17 protein-coding genes are annotated in these 15,668 nt (G+C 47.5%); 8 read left to right on the forward strand and 9 right to left on the reverse strand.

The genetic code is table 11. The features are described from left to right. Positions 1 to 5: 5 nt before the first annotated feature. The 6 genes from MMIC_RS02095 to MMIC_RS02120 form a co-directional block, all read right to left on the reverse strand. A complete protein-coding gene (locus MMIC_RS02095; protein ID WP_143144843.1) occupies positions 6 to 902 on the reverse strand; it encodes a PDC sensor domain-containing protein in 897 nt (298 codons plus the stop codon). Between the two features lie 210 nt (positions 903 to 1,112). Further along, positions 1,113 to 1,604: a single-stranded DNA-binding protein gene (locus MMIC_RS02100; protein WP_072658659.1), complete on the reverse strand. Its 492-nt coding sequence runs from the start codon at positions 1,602 to 1,604 to the stop codon at positions 1,113 to 1,115. A 65-nt stretch (positions 1,605 to 1,669) separates the two neighbouring features. Next, positions 1,670 to 2,389 carry a DsbC family protein gene (locus MMIC_RS02105; RefSeq protein WP_072658660.1) on the reverse strand — a complete coding sequence of 240 codons (720 nt, stop codon included), beginning with the start codon at positions 2,387 to 2,389 and terminating at the stop codon, positions 1,670 to 1,672. A gap of 64 nt (positions 2,390 to 2,453) precedes the next feature. Next, positions 2,454 to 3,008 carry a thioredoxin family protein gene (locus tag MMIC_RS02110; protein ID WP_072658661.1) on the reverse strand — a complete coding sequence of 185 codons (555 nt, stop codon included), beginning with the start codon at positions 3,006 to 3,008 and terminating at the stop codon, positions 2,454 to 2,456. Positions 3,009 to 3,020: 12 nt separating this feature from the next. Continuing rightward, positions 3,021 to 3,398, reverse strand: a complete 378-nt coding sequence (locus MMIC_RS02115; protein WP_072658662.1) for a SirB2 family protein — start codon at positions 3,396 to 3,398, stop codon at positions 3,021 to 3,023. Then, positions 3,395 to 3,952, reverse strand: a complete 558-nt coding sequence (locus tag MMIC_RS02120; protein ID WP_072658663.1) for a class II aldolase/adducin family protein — start codon at positions 3,950 to 3,952, stop codon at positions 3,395 to 3,397. The genes MMIC_RS02115 and MMIC_RS02120 overlap by 4 nt, the downstream gene beginning before the upstream one ends. 141 nt (positions 3,953 to 4,093) lie before the next feature. Here MMIC_RS02120 and MMIC_RS02125 point away from each other — a divergent pair, with 141 nt between their 5' ends. Next, a complete protein-coding gene (locus MMIC_RS02125; RefSeq protein WP_072658664.1) occupies positions 4,094 to 4,987 on the forward strand; it encodes a delta-class carbonic anhydrase in 894 nt (297 codons plus the stop codon). 393 nt (positions 4,988 to 5,380) lie between these two features. Here the strand turns inward: MMIC_RS02125 and MMIC_RS02130 are convergent, their stop codons facing one another. From MMIC_RS02130 to MMIC_RS02140, 3 genes are read right to left on the reverse strand one after another with little or no spacing between them, the layout of a single operon-like run. Next, positions 5,381 to 6,550: a sensor histidine kinase gene (locus tag MMIC_RS02130; RefSeq protein ID WP_072658665.1), complete on the reverse strand. Its 1,170-nt coding sequence runs from the start codon at positions 6,548 to 6,550 to the stop codon at positions 5,381 to 5,383. Continuing rightward, positions 6,547 to 7,305, reverse strand: coding sequence for a winged helix-turn-helix domain-containing protein (locus tag MMIC_RS02135; RefSeq protein WP_083530394.1), 759 nt, complete (start codon positions 7,303 to 7,305; stop codon positions 6,547 to 6,549). Before MMIC_RS02135 ends, MMIC_RS02130 begins: the two co-directional genes overlap by 4 nt. Continuing rightward, the gene (locus MMIC_RS02140) at positions 7,305 to 7,814 is read right to left on the reverse strand and encodes a Crp/Fnr family transcriptional regulator (protein ID WP_072658666.1); all 510 of its coding nucleotides are present in this window, start codon (positions 7,812 to 7,814) and stop codon (positions 7,305 to 7,307) included. The genes MMIC_RS02135 and MMIC_RS02140 overlap by 1 nt, the downstream gene beginning before the upstream one ends. 148 nt (positions 7,815 to 7,962) lie before the next feature. On the opposite strand from MMIC_RS02140, the gene MMIC_RS02145 reads away from it, so the two are divergent. The 7 genes from MMIC_RS02145 to phoU all read left to right on the forward strand — a co-directional run bounded on the left by MMIC_RS02145 (position 7,963) and on the right by phoU (position 15,645). Next, complete coding sequence (locus tag MMIC_RS02145) at positions 7,963 to 9,093, forward strand: hypothetical protein (RefSeq protein WP_072658667.1); 1,131 nt, start codon at positions 7,963 to 7,965, stop codon at positions 9,091 to 9,093. A 196-nt stretch (positions 9,094 to 9,289) separates the two neighbouring features. After that, on the forward strand, positions 9,290 to 10,444 hold the full coding sequence (locus MMIC_RS02150; protein WP_072658668.1) for a putative porin: 1,155 nt from the start codon (positions 9,290 to 9,292) through the stop codon (positions 10,442 to 10,444). 77 nt (positions 10,445 to 10,521) lie between these two features. Continuing rightward, entirely contained in the window at positions 10,522 to 11,571 is a 1,050-nt protein-coding gene (locus tag MMIC_RS02155; protein WP_072658669.1) for a PstS family phosphate ABC transporter substrate-binding protein, read from the forward strand. Positions 11,572 to 11,727: 156 nt separating this feature from the next. Further along, on the forward strand, positions 11,728 to 12,972 hold the full coding sequence (gene pstC / locus MMIC_RS02160; protein ID WP_072658670.1) for a phosphate ABC transporter permease subunit PstC: 1,245 nt from the start codon (positions 11,728 to 11,730) through the stop codon (positions 12,970 to 12,972). A gap of 1 nt (position 12,973) precedes the next feature. Then, positions 12,974 to 14,143: a phosphate ABC transporter permease PstA gene (gene pstA / locus MMIC_RS02165; RefSeq protein ID WP_072658671.1), complete on the forward strand. Its 1,170-nt coding sequence runs from the start codon at positions 12,974 to 12,976 to the stop codon at positions 14,141 to 14,143. Between the two features lie 7 nt (positions 14,144 to 14,150). Next, positions 14,151 to 14,924 carry a phosphate ABC transporter ATP-binding protein PstB gene (pstB, locus tag MMIC_RS02170; protein WP_072658672.1) on the forward strand — a complete coding sequence of 258 codons (774 nt, stop codon included), beginning with the start codon at positions 14,151 to 14,153 and terminating at the stop codon, positions 14,922 to 14,924. 10 nt (positions 14,925 to 14,934) lie between these two features. Continuing rightward, the gene (gene phoU / locus MMIC_RS02175; RefSeq protein ID WP_072658673.1) at positions 14,935 to 15,645 is read left to right on the forward strand and encodes a phosphate signaling complex protein PhoU; all 711 of its coding nucleotides are present in this window, start codon (positions 14,935 to 14,937) and stop codon (positions 15,643 to 15,645) included. Positions 15,646 to 15,668: the final 23 nt, after the last annotated feature.

The following is a 15,668-nucleotide window of genomic DNA, read 5'->3' on the forward strand; positions in this document are numbered from 1 at the left end:
TAAATCTACTGAGATAAAGCAATAAATCCCCTGATCCAGTTCGATGCACCCCTTTTCTTTACTGCTAATAATTTGCCAAGCTGGGCATGATAACGCTGGAAACGTTGTTCTTTTCGATCATCCAGCATAAAACCCCATTCTTGCCCGTGAGGGTAGCTGTGCAACCAGAATCCATCACTGTTAACTAGATGGGAAAGGGTAGGATTTTCTGCATGGATCGAGATAAAATGATCCAGCATCAATTGCCCTAAATAGTTAACTATTAGAATGCCCATGAATTCACCCCTGCTGCTCTCCACTGGGGTGGCAATTCGGATTGTCGGCTTGTATGGCAACTCAACTTCACCATGTTCAAGATTTAGATCCATCGGCGAGATGTAAACTTGTCCTAACTTGAGTCTCTTAGATTCCGTAAAATAGTAACGATCACGTTTCGATTGCAGTTGATTCTTTGGTACGATGTCAGCTTGTGATCCATCAAAATTGATGCGGATGCGTTCCATGCCAGTTTTGTCGATAAAGCGCATCTGATCATATGTTTTTTTTGCGTTGGAGAAATTCCTCATCTCGTTAGCAGCCTGAACTAGATGTTCACTATTTTTATCTTCAAAGGCCTCTTTCAAGTCACTGTCAGACGCCAGAAACAGAACATCGGAGATAATTGAGGTAAAATCCTGCATGATCACCTCTCCTTGCAAGTTGATCATACTCTGATTCTGCTCGAGCTTAAGTTTAATCCTATTCTTATATTCTATGGCATAGATGGTATAGGAAATCGTTACAATCAAAACGGCAAGCGGCAGAAAGGTCATGAGGAAATAGCGGAAAGTCCCATGCGAATTATCCGTTCGATGCTGTTTATCCAAAGCTGTTTGGTTCGTATCCTGCATTGCAAAAAACAAGCAGGTTTTATGCCATTCTGAATGCACTCATCAAGGCGGTTTTCTTTCTTACTCAGCAAAATTAAAAATATTTAGAATCTAAAAAAGCTTCTCACACCTTTACACATAAATAGAGTAAAAATTCAGTATATATAAAAAAAGCCCCTGAATAACAGGGGCATAAGTTCTATCCAGGTTGAGTATTAGCTTACAAAAGCTAAGAGTTCCAAATTAAAATGGTATATCATCGTCGATTGGCACATCACCGAAATCAGGTGAATTGGCAAATGGGTCGTTGCTCTTCGAAGCAGCTGCACCGCCACCACCATGAGTCGGGAAGCCGCCGCCCTGATTGGCTGACTGAGGCTGTCCACCACCGGAACGAGCGCCGCCGCCAGCACCACCGCCAAGCATCTTCATTTCGTTAGCGCGAATTTCAGTTGTGTACTGGTCCTGACCATCTTTATTGGTCCATTTGCGCGTTTCAATTTTTCCTTCGATATACACACGCGCACCCTTGCTCAGATACTGATTGGCAATTTCGCCCAGACGACCCCACAGCACGACACGATGCCATTCGGTACGCTCCTGCTGTTGTCCATCACGGCTTTTAAACTTCTCAGTCGTAGCCAGACGCAGATTACAGACACATGTGCCATCCTGCGTAAAACGTGTTTCCGGATCAGCACCCAGATTTCCAATCAACATGACTTTATTTAGCATATTCACCCTCTCTCAAAAACAGGGGTGTGACACTATGACAGCACCCTCTAAATGCAATCCTGAAATTATTGCGAACCCGACACCCAGTCTTGCAGCTCTTTTGCAGTTCTCGGCGCACCGCTCATGCGACGGCCATCACCGGCAATGAGCCCGGGAGTGCCTGTAATATTCAGTTTTCGTGCCAGAGCCGCGATATCAGCAATCGGTGTTTTACACGTTGCTTCTTTAGCCTTGTAACCCTCCAGCATCACTTTTTGCAATGTTTCATGCCGGTTCTTGCTGCACCAGATAGCCTCGGATTTCGCTTTTGCTCTGGGATGCAACTGTTCAAGCGGATAGAGGAAGGTATAAACCTTTACGCCTTTCAACTCTTTAAGAGTTTTTTCCAGTCCCTTACAATACGGACAATCCGGGTCAGTAAATATTGCCAGTTTCTTTTTGGCTTTTTTGTCACCTGAAACAATCGCTTTTTCCAATGGCAACGTAGCCCAGTCAACGCGATTGATATCTTCCAGTCGTGCTCGAGTCAGGTTTTTCTGCTCCAGCACATCCAGCATCTCGCCACCACGAATCACGAAGCGTCCCTGTGCATCTGAATACAACAGCCTGTTGCCAATCTGAAGTTCATAAACACCCTTCATCGGTGTTTTATTGATATTTGCAATGCTTGTCTGAGGCAGAGCCTGGCGAATTGTATTCGCTGTTTTTTCATCAACCGCCATGTTTTCAGCCATCGCTGAGTTTGCACTCATCATGGCGATGATCAACATCATCACTTTATTCATTTTCCACTCCCTGTCTGTGTGAAATCAATGCTCCGCACCCTTTTGCAACGTCTGGCATTGCGCATCAATCATCTTTCCATTTGATTGAACAGCCTATGGTCGGATGTTGAGGTTGCGGAGCATTTTCACCCGCCGCGAGCAATTCGGCTGCAGGCATCAACTCTTCCCGGGTCACCTTACTCTCATCCTTCCAATAGTCATCAAAACGGCCGTGATAATAGAGTTTTCCTTCACCATCAAACAAATACAGATCGGGTGTGCACTGAGCTTCAAAGGCTCTCGCCGCATCCTGTGTTTCATCGGCCAGGTATGGGAAATCAATGCCCCACTCTGCGATTTTCTCTGCCATGGCCGGAATTCCATCCGCCGGATAATCAGGATGAATATTGGGATTCACCGCAATCGTATTGATACCCATCTTTTTCAAGCTCGCAGCATGGCGAATCAGGCGCGGCCAAACAGCGATTGCATAGGGGCAGTGATTGCAGGTAAAGGCGACCAACAAACCCTTTTCACCCAACTGATCTTTCAAAGCCACACTTTCACTGTTCACACCTGTCAGGCTCATATCCGGCAAAACCCAGCCGGAATCCACATGAATTGAAGCTACTAAAGCCATTTTACTCTCCCGTTAAAAAAATGGTGTTGGATCCATCGTACGCGCCACTGATACCACATATGCAAATACACAGAGCGCTGCGATAAAACTGCTGCGTTTGATCCACACGCGGCGTCCGTATTTCAGCGCCACAGCACCGAGCACAATATAAGTCAGCAGCCCGACAATCTTGGCAGCCAGCCAGTCTGATTCAAGCGGAGAAATTCCCATAAGAAATGCCATGACTATGCCGGTAAGCAGAAATGCCGTATCCACAGAGTCCGGTAATGTGCGACGCAGAAAACGATGTTTCAATGGCCTCCTGATCCACATCGCCAATCCCCTCCAGATAAATAGTGAGACGGAAATAAGCGCACAACCGGCATGTATGGGAAGCAAAAAAGAGATCATATCGCTCCAGCCTGTCCGGCAATAAATGCAGTTTTTGCCGACAATTCCAGCGAACAGGTCCATTTATAAGCCAGATTCAAAGTTTCACCCCAGGCATACACCCCGTGACCGCGCACAATGCAGACCGGATATTCGGCCAGCTTTACTGCCACCTTATCCGCCGCCTGCTCAAAATAGACATCGTATGGCACAGAAATGACCGGCACCTTGGGAAAATAGAGCTGGCCTTCAAAATCTGGCGGCACAAAATCTTCACCGTTCAATGTCAGAGCCACGGCATGTGGACAGTGAGAATGCACTATCGCCTGAGCCTTCGGATTCTGTCGATATACTGCCAGATGCAGATTAGCATCACCTGATGCACCATCAGGAGCATCTTCATCAATCTTGCAAGCAATGAAATCTTTGGCCTCCAATGTGTCTGCACAGGCACCTGTAGGTGTAACCCACACAGTATCACCATCTCTCCCCGAGATATTTCCGGAATGTGAATCGTTATAGCCATACTGGCGTAACCATTTATAATACTGGTCTAAATCATGTCGTGTAATCATTAATCTCTCTCTCCTCACAACGATGGCGTAAAATTTCCACTTCAGACTAACTTGCAGATTGAACAATCTGTACTATATTCCATCCACTTCGGCATTTCAGCCGGAATTAATAACACTGGGAAATATTCGGGAGGAACAATTATGAAACGCATTGCTATTGCAATTGCAGCCAGCTGTCTGCTGGTTTCTCCGGCTATCGCCGGTAGCCATGGCCACGACAGCCATGCTAAAGCTGATTCACATGCATCACACGGACCTGTTGCTGACAAAGTCATCGCTAAACAGCGCGCGGCTCTGGCCAAAAGTACAAAGGGTGAAGGTTTCGGCCCTCAGTCCCCTCGTGACATTGATGCAAAAGCCGGTAACAACGCTCGCGCCTTCAATGCTGCGCCTGCATACACAGAAATGAACCTGTGCAACATCCACTTCCATAAAAATGCTGAGCATAAAGGTGGCGAGTTCACGACTTATGCAGGTAACGGTGATGGCCATGGTTATCTGAGTGGTTACAAATACAACGGCACCCTGAGTGCTGCTGAAATGAAACCTGCTCACGGTAAAGTATGTGACAGTGCCCACGGCGCCCTGTCATCAGGTGACACTATTGAAGTTCACTACGTACACTCAACCGCTCAGGTTAAACCTGGCGCTACTCTGGGTTCTTGCCTGAGCAAAGCCATTGGGAACCCGCAGCTGCGTGTGGAAACACAGGTTTATGTACTGGTTAATGACAAGAACGCGCTCGACTTTGGCGATCTGACCAAACACGGTAAAACTAAAGGCGGCCTGTATCAGGCTTCAAACATCCCAAGCAACACTGGTACACCTGTACAGTATGAAGGCTCTACCACTGGCCCTGGTTACAATGAGAAAGGTTCCCCGTTCCAGGTTTCATGGAGTGTTCGCCCTCAGGTTGCCAAAGTTAACATCGACAGTGTTGGCAAATGGTGCAAAGGCAATGCATTTGATGAAGATCATGCACACGGTGTAAGAAACCTTGTACAAAATCCTGATCTGCTGTCTGCAATCAAGTAAGCTGATTCTCTGATTCAGCCGTAAAGCATTAGCCGCCTCCTTCGGGAGGCGGCTTTTTCTTTGCCTTCACCACTTCACATGGTCTGGTGAAGAACTTATTTGAGTACCGGTTGAATGGGAATCACTTTCATATTTCGTTCGGATGAGAAACCAGACACTTTTAAATATTACCACTTTATGGCCCATTATATGGGAGGAGAGTTAAAAGAGAGGGTATTAGAGCAGATGACCTCTTCTCTGGAATCCCTCTTGCACTCTTGTGCTCAAACTAAAATGAAATCATCCGCTAATTGATCTCTTTCAACGATGACTCGAGTGGTATTGGAATACTGTAAAGGGATATGAGCGCGCATGCATAGCCTCTTGCAGTACCGAGGGCTGATCAAGCAATGCTTATACTTTATCAGTAAGCATGACAGGCAGTTTGATTTCAGCGCGTAAGCCATGAGGCTCGATGTTGGAGAGCTGCAGCTGGCCATCATTTTTCTCAACCAGCTCTTTGACAATAGATAGACCCAGGCCATGACCGCCGTCCTTACGGGTTCTGGCTTTATCAACACGATAAAAGCGTTCTGTCACCCGGGAAAGCTCCTTTTCAGGGATGCCACTACCCTGATCTTCAATCACAATGGAGGCGGTTTGCCCTGCTGGAATCAAGCGAAGCTGCACCTGACTGCACTGCGGAGCATGGTTCACTGCATTCACCAACAGGTTGGTTACGACCCGCTCTAATTCATCATCCTGAAGAGCCAGGATAATTCCGCTTGAATCAATATTGCACAATAGTTCGATATCATTGTCCCGGCAACGTGGCATCAACATATCGCAAACCTGCTGCAGCACATCTTCAGCCTTACAGCATACATCATCTTCCCTGGCCGAAAACTCGATCTGATCCAGTGTCAGCAGCGCATCAAGCAGGTGATTCACATGTTTGGCTTCATCAGCAATGACCTGAGCAGCCTCCTGGCGAAAATCTTCATCATCCCCGAATTTGTCCATACTGCGGGCGTAACCCAGCAAGGAGGTCAACGGCGTTTTCAAATCATGCATCAGATTGGAGAGAAATGTGCGACGCTGGGCTTCGAGCTTGTATGTTTCCGTCATATCAACGCACAATAGTAGTGCCTGATCACTGCCCAGGGGTGCGAGCCGCGGCGACAGTTTGCGTCCATCCACATCCATATCAGGCAGGCTTGATGGTTCAGGCAGCCGTTTCAGTGCCGAACTGAATGCCTTATGCCAATCAGGGTCACGATAAAACAGCAACATCGATTGTGGTAGTTCGTGCTGACGATGCATAGCAAACCGTTTGCTGGCGATAGTATTTGCAGACAATATCCTGCCTGTGTGATCAACACGCATGACCACTTCATTCACGGCTGAGAACAGAACATCAAGGCGACGGCCATGGGTTGCAACTGTCTTCTCCAGGCCTCCACGGGATTCCTGTAATCTACGAACTTCAGTTTTGTACTGACGCAGTTGTTCATTCTTGCTGCGTGACTGAAAAAACCAGAATATCAGAATGCCAAGGATCAGTAAGATCCAGCCAGCTGTCATTCTTTGGGACTCACAAAGCGATAGCCCATGCTACGCACTGTTTCTATACAACTCTCTCTGCCGAGTTCTTTCATAGCCTTGCGCAAACGTTTCACTGTCACATCCACAGTCCGGGCTTCGACAAACACATCACGACCCCAGACATGGTCAAGCAGATATTCGCGATCACGCGTTTTGCCCGGTTTGTGCATAAGAATTTTCAATAACTTGTATTCCAGCGGACGCAATTCAACACGCTTGTCACCTTCAAAGACCACAGGCACATCAGGATCCAGTTCAATGCAACTGAAATCAGTCGTTCCGGTTTCCACCACCCGACTACGCCGCAGCAGAGCATTTGCCCGGGCTACCAGTTCATCCGGTTCGAAGGGTTTGGGCAGATAGTCATCCGCTCCATCATTCAAGCCCTGTACACGTTCGCTCGACATGCCCAGCGCTGTAACCATGAGAACCGGAATATGAACATGGGCAGAGGAACTTTTAACCCAGCGCAGAATCTTCATGCCGCTGGTTCCCGGCAACATGCGATCAAGCACCAGCAGTTTCCAGTCACTATCGCGCAGTGCAGCCAGTGCGGCATCACCATCTTCACAAATATAGGTAGAGTATCCTGCAGCATGGAGATGTAACGCGATCAATCGTGCAATCGGCGCCTCATCTTCAATGATCAGAATATCAGCATTATCCATCTGGCTCTCTTTATCACCTTTCATTAATGCTTGATACTGAGAGTATCTGCGATTCACCTCAAGCATCAGACTCCCCTTTCTGCCATATACTGTTGTACAGAGACATATTCATGCTCCATTTTTAGCGACATTCTGGTCAGAAGGCGGAACATAAATCGAAGCAACAGATTGCCCAGCGAAGGATTCTCGATGGTAATCAAATTAAAATAGTGGCGATTGATCGAAAGTAGTGTCACATCACTCAGTGCAATCAAGCTTGCCGTGTGCAATCGCTCATTATCAAGGAAGGAAAATAGTCCGAACATCTCTCCAGCCGCCAGTGTCGTATCAATGCCTGAGTCCGGATTTGTTACGTTTACAGTCCCTTTCAGAATCAGACGCATTGTGCTGTCTGTCGGGCTATGCGCCTTATAAATCAATGTTCCTGCCTTTATATGATGCAGATCAAAAGATGAATACAACATCATGCATTCATCATCCTGAAGTTCCTGACACACAGGCATGCCACGAAAGCGGGTATAAAGAGGGTCAACAGCCATACATGCTTCGATCGCACAATGTTGATCAAGATTCATATTTATCTATTTCCTCCTACTATAAATAAGGGCATAATCGCGCGCCTTTATGACAAGGGGATGACATTTCCAAAAAAACAGGATGTTTTTATTTCAGGCATGCATATATGACCTGAGTATTTTTTTATCAAGACACCGGGAGAAAAACATGAGAAACACCATCAAAACCGTTGCTGCGGCTGCAATGCTGGCATTCGCAACACCAGCTATGGCTGGCGGCGTAACTGTTGCTGAAGACGGCGACAGCAAACTGAAACTCGAAGCTCTGCTTTACCTTAACAGTTACTCGCAGAAGGCTGACACCATCACGGCAGCTGGTACCACGACGACCAAAACTGCAGGTCTGGCAGTCGACCGCGCATACTTCACTGCCAAATATTTCTTCAACGAAGACTGGATGATGCGCATCACCCTTGATGCCGGTAATGATCAGAGTCTGGCAGGCAAAAAACAGAATGTATTCCTGAAAGCAGCTTATGTTGAAGGCAAACTTCTTGGTGATGCAGCTGTGTTACGTGTTGGTCAGTCACATACACCCTGGATCGATTACGAACAGGGATTGTGGAAACACCGCTACGCTTCTCAGGTGATGACAGACCGATACAAATTCGATGATTCTTTTGATCTGGGCCTTGGCCTGAAAGGCACCCTGGCTGATGGCATGATTAAGTATTTCATTACTGAGACCAATGGCTCAGGATATGCAAATGCACGGCGCACTGCACGCATTGATCTGAATGCACGCATCGGCATCTATCCTGTTGAAGGCCTCACTCTGGACTTCCAGTTCCGCGATGGTAATCGTGGCACCCGTACCTCTGTAACCAAAGGCATCAAAACCACTTTGATGCAGGCTATGGTTTCTTATGGCACCAGTGACTTCCGCATTGGCGGCAACTATATTGCAAACAAAGATAAAGCTAATGGAGCTACAACTGTAAGCATTCACCATGGTGGTGCTGTAAGCAGTGGTTATAACTTCAACACTCTGGTTGCAGGCGATCAGGTTAAATCAAATGCATACGGTCTGTGGGCATGGGCCAAGCTTCCAGCTAATTTTGGCGTCTTCGGTCGTTTTGAAAATATGAACAACAAGCTCAATGGCGGGGTTACTAAAGAGAAGATGACCCGTTTCATGGGCGGTATCGAATACACTGAAATCAAAGGTGTAAGGTTTGCACTTGTGGCAGACTCGAATAAGCTGACAAACCGTGGTGGTGTAACCGCCAACTCACGTAAAGATATTCGCTTCGGTCTCTACTCCGAGGTAAAACTGTAAGCATCTGAATCCTTACTGATAGGGCCTGCATGTTTGCAGGCCCTTTTTTTTATTCTTGAATTAGCTAATTCATTCATACAACTCATCAATGTCATCTTGCTGTCACATTGATGACATGATGCTGTCATACAGCTCTCCTAATGTTCGCCGCAACCCAGATATAGGGACTCGTTTTGAATAAACACAGGAGAACAACTTGAAAGCTACAATTAGAACTATTGCAGCGCTTGCCACGATGGCATTTGCAACCCCGGCGATCGCGGGCGGCGTAAGCGTATACGACGATGGCGAGAGCAAACTGAAAATCGAAGCGCTGATTTACGCGAACAGCTTTTATCAGACAGATGACCGCGTTACTACAGGAACCAGCGTAAAGACTAAAACTACCGGTACACATATTGACCGTGCCTACTTTACTGCTAAATACTACTTCAACAACGACTGGATGATGCGTCTGACTACCGATATGGGTAATGAAGCCGCTCTAGGTAAAGACCAGAATATTTATCTGAAATATGCATATGTAGAAGGTAAACTGGCTGGTAAGGCTGCTGTAATGCGTTTGGGTCAGTCTCACACCCCATGGATCGACTATGAGCAGGGCCTTTGGAAACACCGTTATGTTGCAAAAGTAATGTCCGACACCTATAAATTTGATACTTCTGCTGATCTGGGCTTTGGTCTGAAAGGTAAACTGGCTGATGGGATGGTTGATTACTTTGTGACTGCCACTAACGGTACAGGTTACGGCAAAGGCAACCCTACTTCCGGCACTGAAGCTGGTCAGTATGGCGCCCGTGTCGGCATTCACCCAATCAAGGGGCTGGACATCGACTTCGGTTTCAATTCCGGATACAAAGGCACTCGCAAAAACATTAACAATGTAAAAACTCTTGGCGTAAAATCTGACCTGACTCAGGCTATGATCTCTTACGGCACGAAAGAGTTCCGTTTGGGTGCCAACTACATGGTAAACAAAGATAAAGCCAAGTCTGCCACAGCTTCATCTTCACATGGTGGCAACACCAGTTCCGGTTTCACAACAGCACTTGCTGGTGATGAAGTGAAATCTACCGGTTATGCAGTTTGGGGCTGGGCCAAGATTCCCGGCACTCAGATTGGCGCATTCGGTCGCTTTGAAAACTTGAAGAACCAGAAAACAAGTGGCGGCGTAGTAACCCCAACCAAAGAAAAAATCGACCGTTTCGTTGCTGGCCTGGAATACAGCCCTATCAAGAACATCACTTTTGCTGCTGTTGTTGACTCATCCAAGCTGAAAAACCGTGGTGGCAACTCTGCAGTTACTGATAAGGACTTCCGCTGGGGTCTTTACTCTCAGATCAAACTGTAAGCAAAAGAGTATAACCGGTCGGACTTGGTCCGGCCGGTTTTTTTATCTTAACACCTTCAATCTAATAGGAGAAAAGCATGAAGAAGATTATTTTATCTGCCGTTGCCCTGCTTGTTGCCGCGAACGTTGCACAAGCCAGCGAACAGATCCATATCGTAGGTTCATCTACCGTATACCCGTTCTCCAGCTATGTAGCTGAAGAGCTCGGTGCCACCACCAAATTCAAAACACCCGTCGTTGAATCCACCGGCTCCGGTGGCGGCATGAAACTGTTCTGCGCTGGTAACGGCATGGACACCCCTGATATCACCAATGCTTCACGTCGCATGAAAGCCAAAGAGTATAAAAAATGTCAGGAAAATGGCGTTAAATATATCACTGAAGTTGTTGTTGGTTATGACGGCATCGCCCTGGCACAGAGCAAAGACACAGCACCACTGAACCTGACTCGCAAGCAGATTCTTCTGGCTGTTGCTGCAGAAGTACCAAACAAAGAAGGCACTGCACTGATTGCCAACCCATACCACTTCTGGAACGAAATCGATGCCAGCCTGCCACACCGTAAAATCACTTTCTACGGCCCTCCAACTTCATCGGGTACCCGTGATGCATTTGAAGACCTGACCATGAAAGCTGTGGCCAAAAAGATGGATGTTTATACCAAGCTGTATAAAGCAGACAAAAAAGCCAACAAAAAGTACAAGAAATATCATGAAGTGCGTCAGGACGGCGTTTATGTTCCATCCGGTGAAAATGATAACCTGATTGTACAGAAGCTGACCAAAGATGCAGATGCACTGGGTATCTTCGGTTACTCATATCTGGCTGAAAACTCTGACCGTATCGCAGCTGCAACTGTTAAAGGTATTGCCCCATCACCTGAAGCGGTTCAGGACGGTTCATACAAACTGTCTCGTTCACTGTACTTCTATATCAAGAAGTCTCACATGGACAAAGTGCCTGGCATGAAAGAGTACATCAAGCTGTTCACATCCGAGCAGATGATCGGTGATGACGGTGCATGCACTGACATCGGCCTGATCGCCCTACCGGAAGAAATGCGTGCGAAATACCGTACTCAGGCAGCAAGTCTGACCAATCTGAAACCTGAAGACCTCAAGAAATAATACCTCTTTATTTCGTAAGAAGGAGCAGGCCGGGTTACCCGGCCTGCTTTTTTTTGCACAGCTGTCACCTTTGTCATCAACTTGTCACACTTCTTCCTATACTCCCCCCCATCCTCAGGGATGAATGCTTTAAAATAAAATCACTACAGGCAATTAATGATATATTCTGATCTGTTTTTCTGGCTTTTTGGTGGTCTGATCCCTCTCGGTATCACGGCTTATATGGTTGCACGCTCTAAAGCACTGGGTACAGAACAGGATGGTTCACGCCTGCACTCTCTTCCCGGTTATTATGGCTGGTATGCCGTTATCTGGCTGGCCATGCCTGCCATGCTCAGCGGCCTTCTTTTCAGCTTCATCCACATGTTCGGTGTATTCTCCATTCCTGCACCAATGCTGCTTGGTACCATGTTCACTATTGGTGGTCTGGGACTCTGGTATGGACTCAGCCATATCAAGGCGGACTTCAGAGCACGTGAAAAAGTTGAAAAAGTTACAACGGGCCTGCTCATTGTTTCCGCCAGCATCTCCATTCTGACCACGCTCGGCATTGTGCTGTCAGTAGTTTTTGAATCTATAAACTTCTTTCAGGTCATCTCATTCTGGGATTTCATTACCGGAACCAAATGGGAGCCCGATACGGCATTCCTGATCGGTGCGGGCCGCGACACAGCAGGTATGGCACCACCGGCATTCGGTGCAGTACCAATCTTTGCCGGCACTTTCATGATCACAACCATCGCTATGTTTGTTGCTGTGCCAGTTGGCCTGTTTTCAGCCATATATATGTCAGAATACGCCTCACATGCAGCGCGTGGCAGACTCAAACCCATGCTGGAGATTCTGGCCGGTATACCAACTGTGGTTTACGGCTTTTTTGCAGCCATCACGATCAGCCCGATGATTGTAAATGCAGCCCATGCACTGGGTTTGCAAGCCGATTATACCAATGCACTCGCGCCGGGTCTGATTATGGGGGTGATGATCATTCCGTTCGTATCTTCGCTATCCGATGATGTAATCAAGGCTGTACCGCAAGGATTGCGAGACGGCTCCATGGCATTGGGCACAACCAAAGCTGAAACCATCCGCCATATTGTTTTGCCGGCAGCCATGCCCGGCATCGTGGCCGCTTTTCTTCTGGCTACATCCCGTGCCATCGGTGAAACCATGATTGTTGTGATGGCCGCTGGCCTCAGGCCAAACCTGACTGCCAATCCGCTGGAAGGTATTACCACCGTGACTGTAAAAATTGTGGAGGCATTGACTGGTGATCAGGAGTTTGATTCCGCCTTCACTCAGTCGGCTTTCGCACTTGGATTTGTGCTACTACTGATCACACTGATACTGAATATTGTTTCAAATATTGTCGTACGTAAATTCAAACAGAGGTACGATTAAGATGACTACTGAAAACTTCCAGGCCGACGCCCGCAAACGCAAGCGCGACCGAGCCGACAAGCGATTCAAGTTTTATGGCTTTGCAGCCATTGTCTTTGCTCTCGCATTCCTCGTCTTCTTTTTTATCGATATCATAAGCAAAGGACTGCCTGCCTTCCAACAGGCTGAAATTCAGGTCGAAGTGCATTACAACGCAGCGACCATGAAAAACTATAACAAAGCTGTTGATAAGAAATACAAGCGACTGGTCAGTAAAACCTGGTTGCGCCTTGTGCCAAACCAGATGCGCGACAAGCCTGAACTGATCGGAGAAGATCGGCTGGAGTGGGTGCTGGCTGAAAACCGGGTGGATCAGTTCCTTAAGGGGCATGAAGGACACCGTCTGAAATCCAAACATCAGAAACTGGTCAAGCAGATGCTGGATGAGGGTAAAGTTCGCCTTGTTTTCAACACTGGCTTCTTCAGTAAGGGTGACTCCAAACTACCTGAAAATGCCGGCATCCTTGCATCTGCCATCGGTTCTGTTCTGGTTCTGTTATTAACCATGCTGTTTGCCGTACCTATAGGTGTCATGACAGCGATCTACCTCGAAGAGTTTGCCCCTGATAACCGTCTCACCCAGATTATCGAGGTCAACATCAATAACCTGGCTGCCATCCCATCCATTCTATACGGCTTACTGGGTCTGGCGATCTTCATTAATTTCATGGGTGTGCCCAGAAGCTCCGCACTTGTCGGTGGCCTGACACTGGCACTGATGACACTACCGGTCATTATCATTGCCGCACGTGCTGCCCTGCGCGCTGTGCCTGACTCCATCCGTGAAGCCGCTTACGGGTTGGGAGCATCCAACCTGCAGGTCGTCTGGCATCATGTGCTGCCATTAGCTATGCCCGGCATCCTGACCGGTTCAATCATCGGACTTGCTCAGGCGATGGGCGAAACTGCACCGCTGCTGATTGTAGGCATGATGGCATATATCCCCGAAGCACCGGGATCCATCTTTGAAGCCACGACAGTACTACCTGCCCAGATTTATACCTGGTCATCCGAATCACTGCGCGCCTTTGAAGAGAGAACAGCCGCAGGCATTATGGTATTACTCGCAGTACTATTGAGTCTGAATGCCATCGCTGTGAAGTTTAGAAATCGTTCCGAGAACACCTGGTAAGGATATCATGAATAGTGAAACTGTAGAAAACACCTTAACGATCCGTGACCTGAAACTATGGTATGGTGACTTTGAAGCCCTGCATGGCATCAATCTGGATATTCAGAAAGGCAAAGTGACAGCATTTATCGGCCCGTCCGGTTGCGGTAAATCCACCTTTCTGCGCACACTCAATCGAATGAATGATCGCATTCCTTCATGTCGCATTGAAGGTAAGATCATGCTTAATGGTCAGGATATTTACGATCCATCCGTGGATGTGGTTCAGCTACGCTCCTATGTCGGCATGGTATTCCAGAAACCCAATCCGTTTCCGAAAAGCATTTATGAAAATATCGCCTATGCCCCGCGCATTCACGGCATGGTCAAAGATGGGCCTGAGATGGATGAACTGGTGGAGAGTGCCCTCAGGCGTGCCAGCATCTGGGATGAAGTAAAAGACAAGCTACAGCAGCCCGGTACAGCCCTGTCAGGCGGTCAGCAGCAGCGACTGTGCATTGCCCGAACCATTGCTGTGAAACCCAAGGTTATCCTGATGGATGAGCCCTGCTCTGCCCTTGACCCGATTGCCACTGCCAAAATTGAAGAACTGATGGATGAGTTGAAAGAAGAATATACCATCGTCATTGTTACTCATAATATGCAACAGGCTGCACGTGTGTCCGATTACACAGCTTACTTTTACCTGGGTGACCTGATCGAATATGCTGATACCCACACGATTTTCACGGCGCCTGCCAATCAGAAAACTGAAGATTACATTACCGGCCGTTTCGGATAAGGGACCTGACATGAATGAACATACTGTAAAACGTTTTGAAGACGAACTGAGTGAACTCAAGGCCAAGGTGCTGGCCATGGGTGGTCTGGTTGAAAAAGCCACCAAGCGTTCGATGAACTCGCTGATCAAACAGGATGCCAAGCGTGCACACAAGGTAATCGAACGCGATCATGCCATTAATGCGCTGGAAATAGAGATTGACGAAATGACGCGCACCATGCTGGCCCTGCGTCAGCCTGCTGCGAGTGATCTGCGTTTTGTCATGACCACCATCAAGGTGGTTACGGATCTGGAACGCATGGGAGACCTGGCCGAAGATATTGCTGAAAACATGCTGAAAACCGGTGATCATCCACTGACGCAGATCTCTTCCCTACAATCACTTTCCGATCTGGTCCTGGATCAGTTGAAAGAGGCGCTCGATGCCTTTGCCAAAGGTGATCTGGATGAAGCCATGACATGCATTGAAAATGACAAGAAAGTCGATGAAAAATTCAAATCGATACAGCGGGAGTACCTGACCTATATGATGGAAGATCCTCGCCAGATTAGTGCCGGCCTGATTGCTACCAATATCGCCAGAGATTTGGAGCGTATCGCGGATCATGCCGTGAATGTGGCTGAAATGGTCATCTATATGGTCAAAGGCCATGAGGTTCGTCACGTTGATCATGAAACTGCAGCAGCATTGGTCAATGGAACACTTCAGGATGAAACCTGAGCAACTCTGAAAGATAATCCACA

The organism is Mariprofundus micogutta, from assembly GCF_001895085.1.
GTDB lineage: Bacteria > Pseudomonadota > Zetaproteobacteria > Mariprofundales > Mariprofundaceae > Mariprofundus > Mariprofundus micogutta.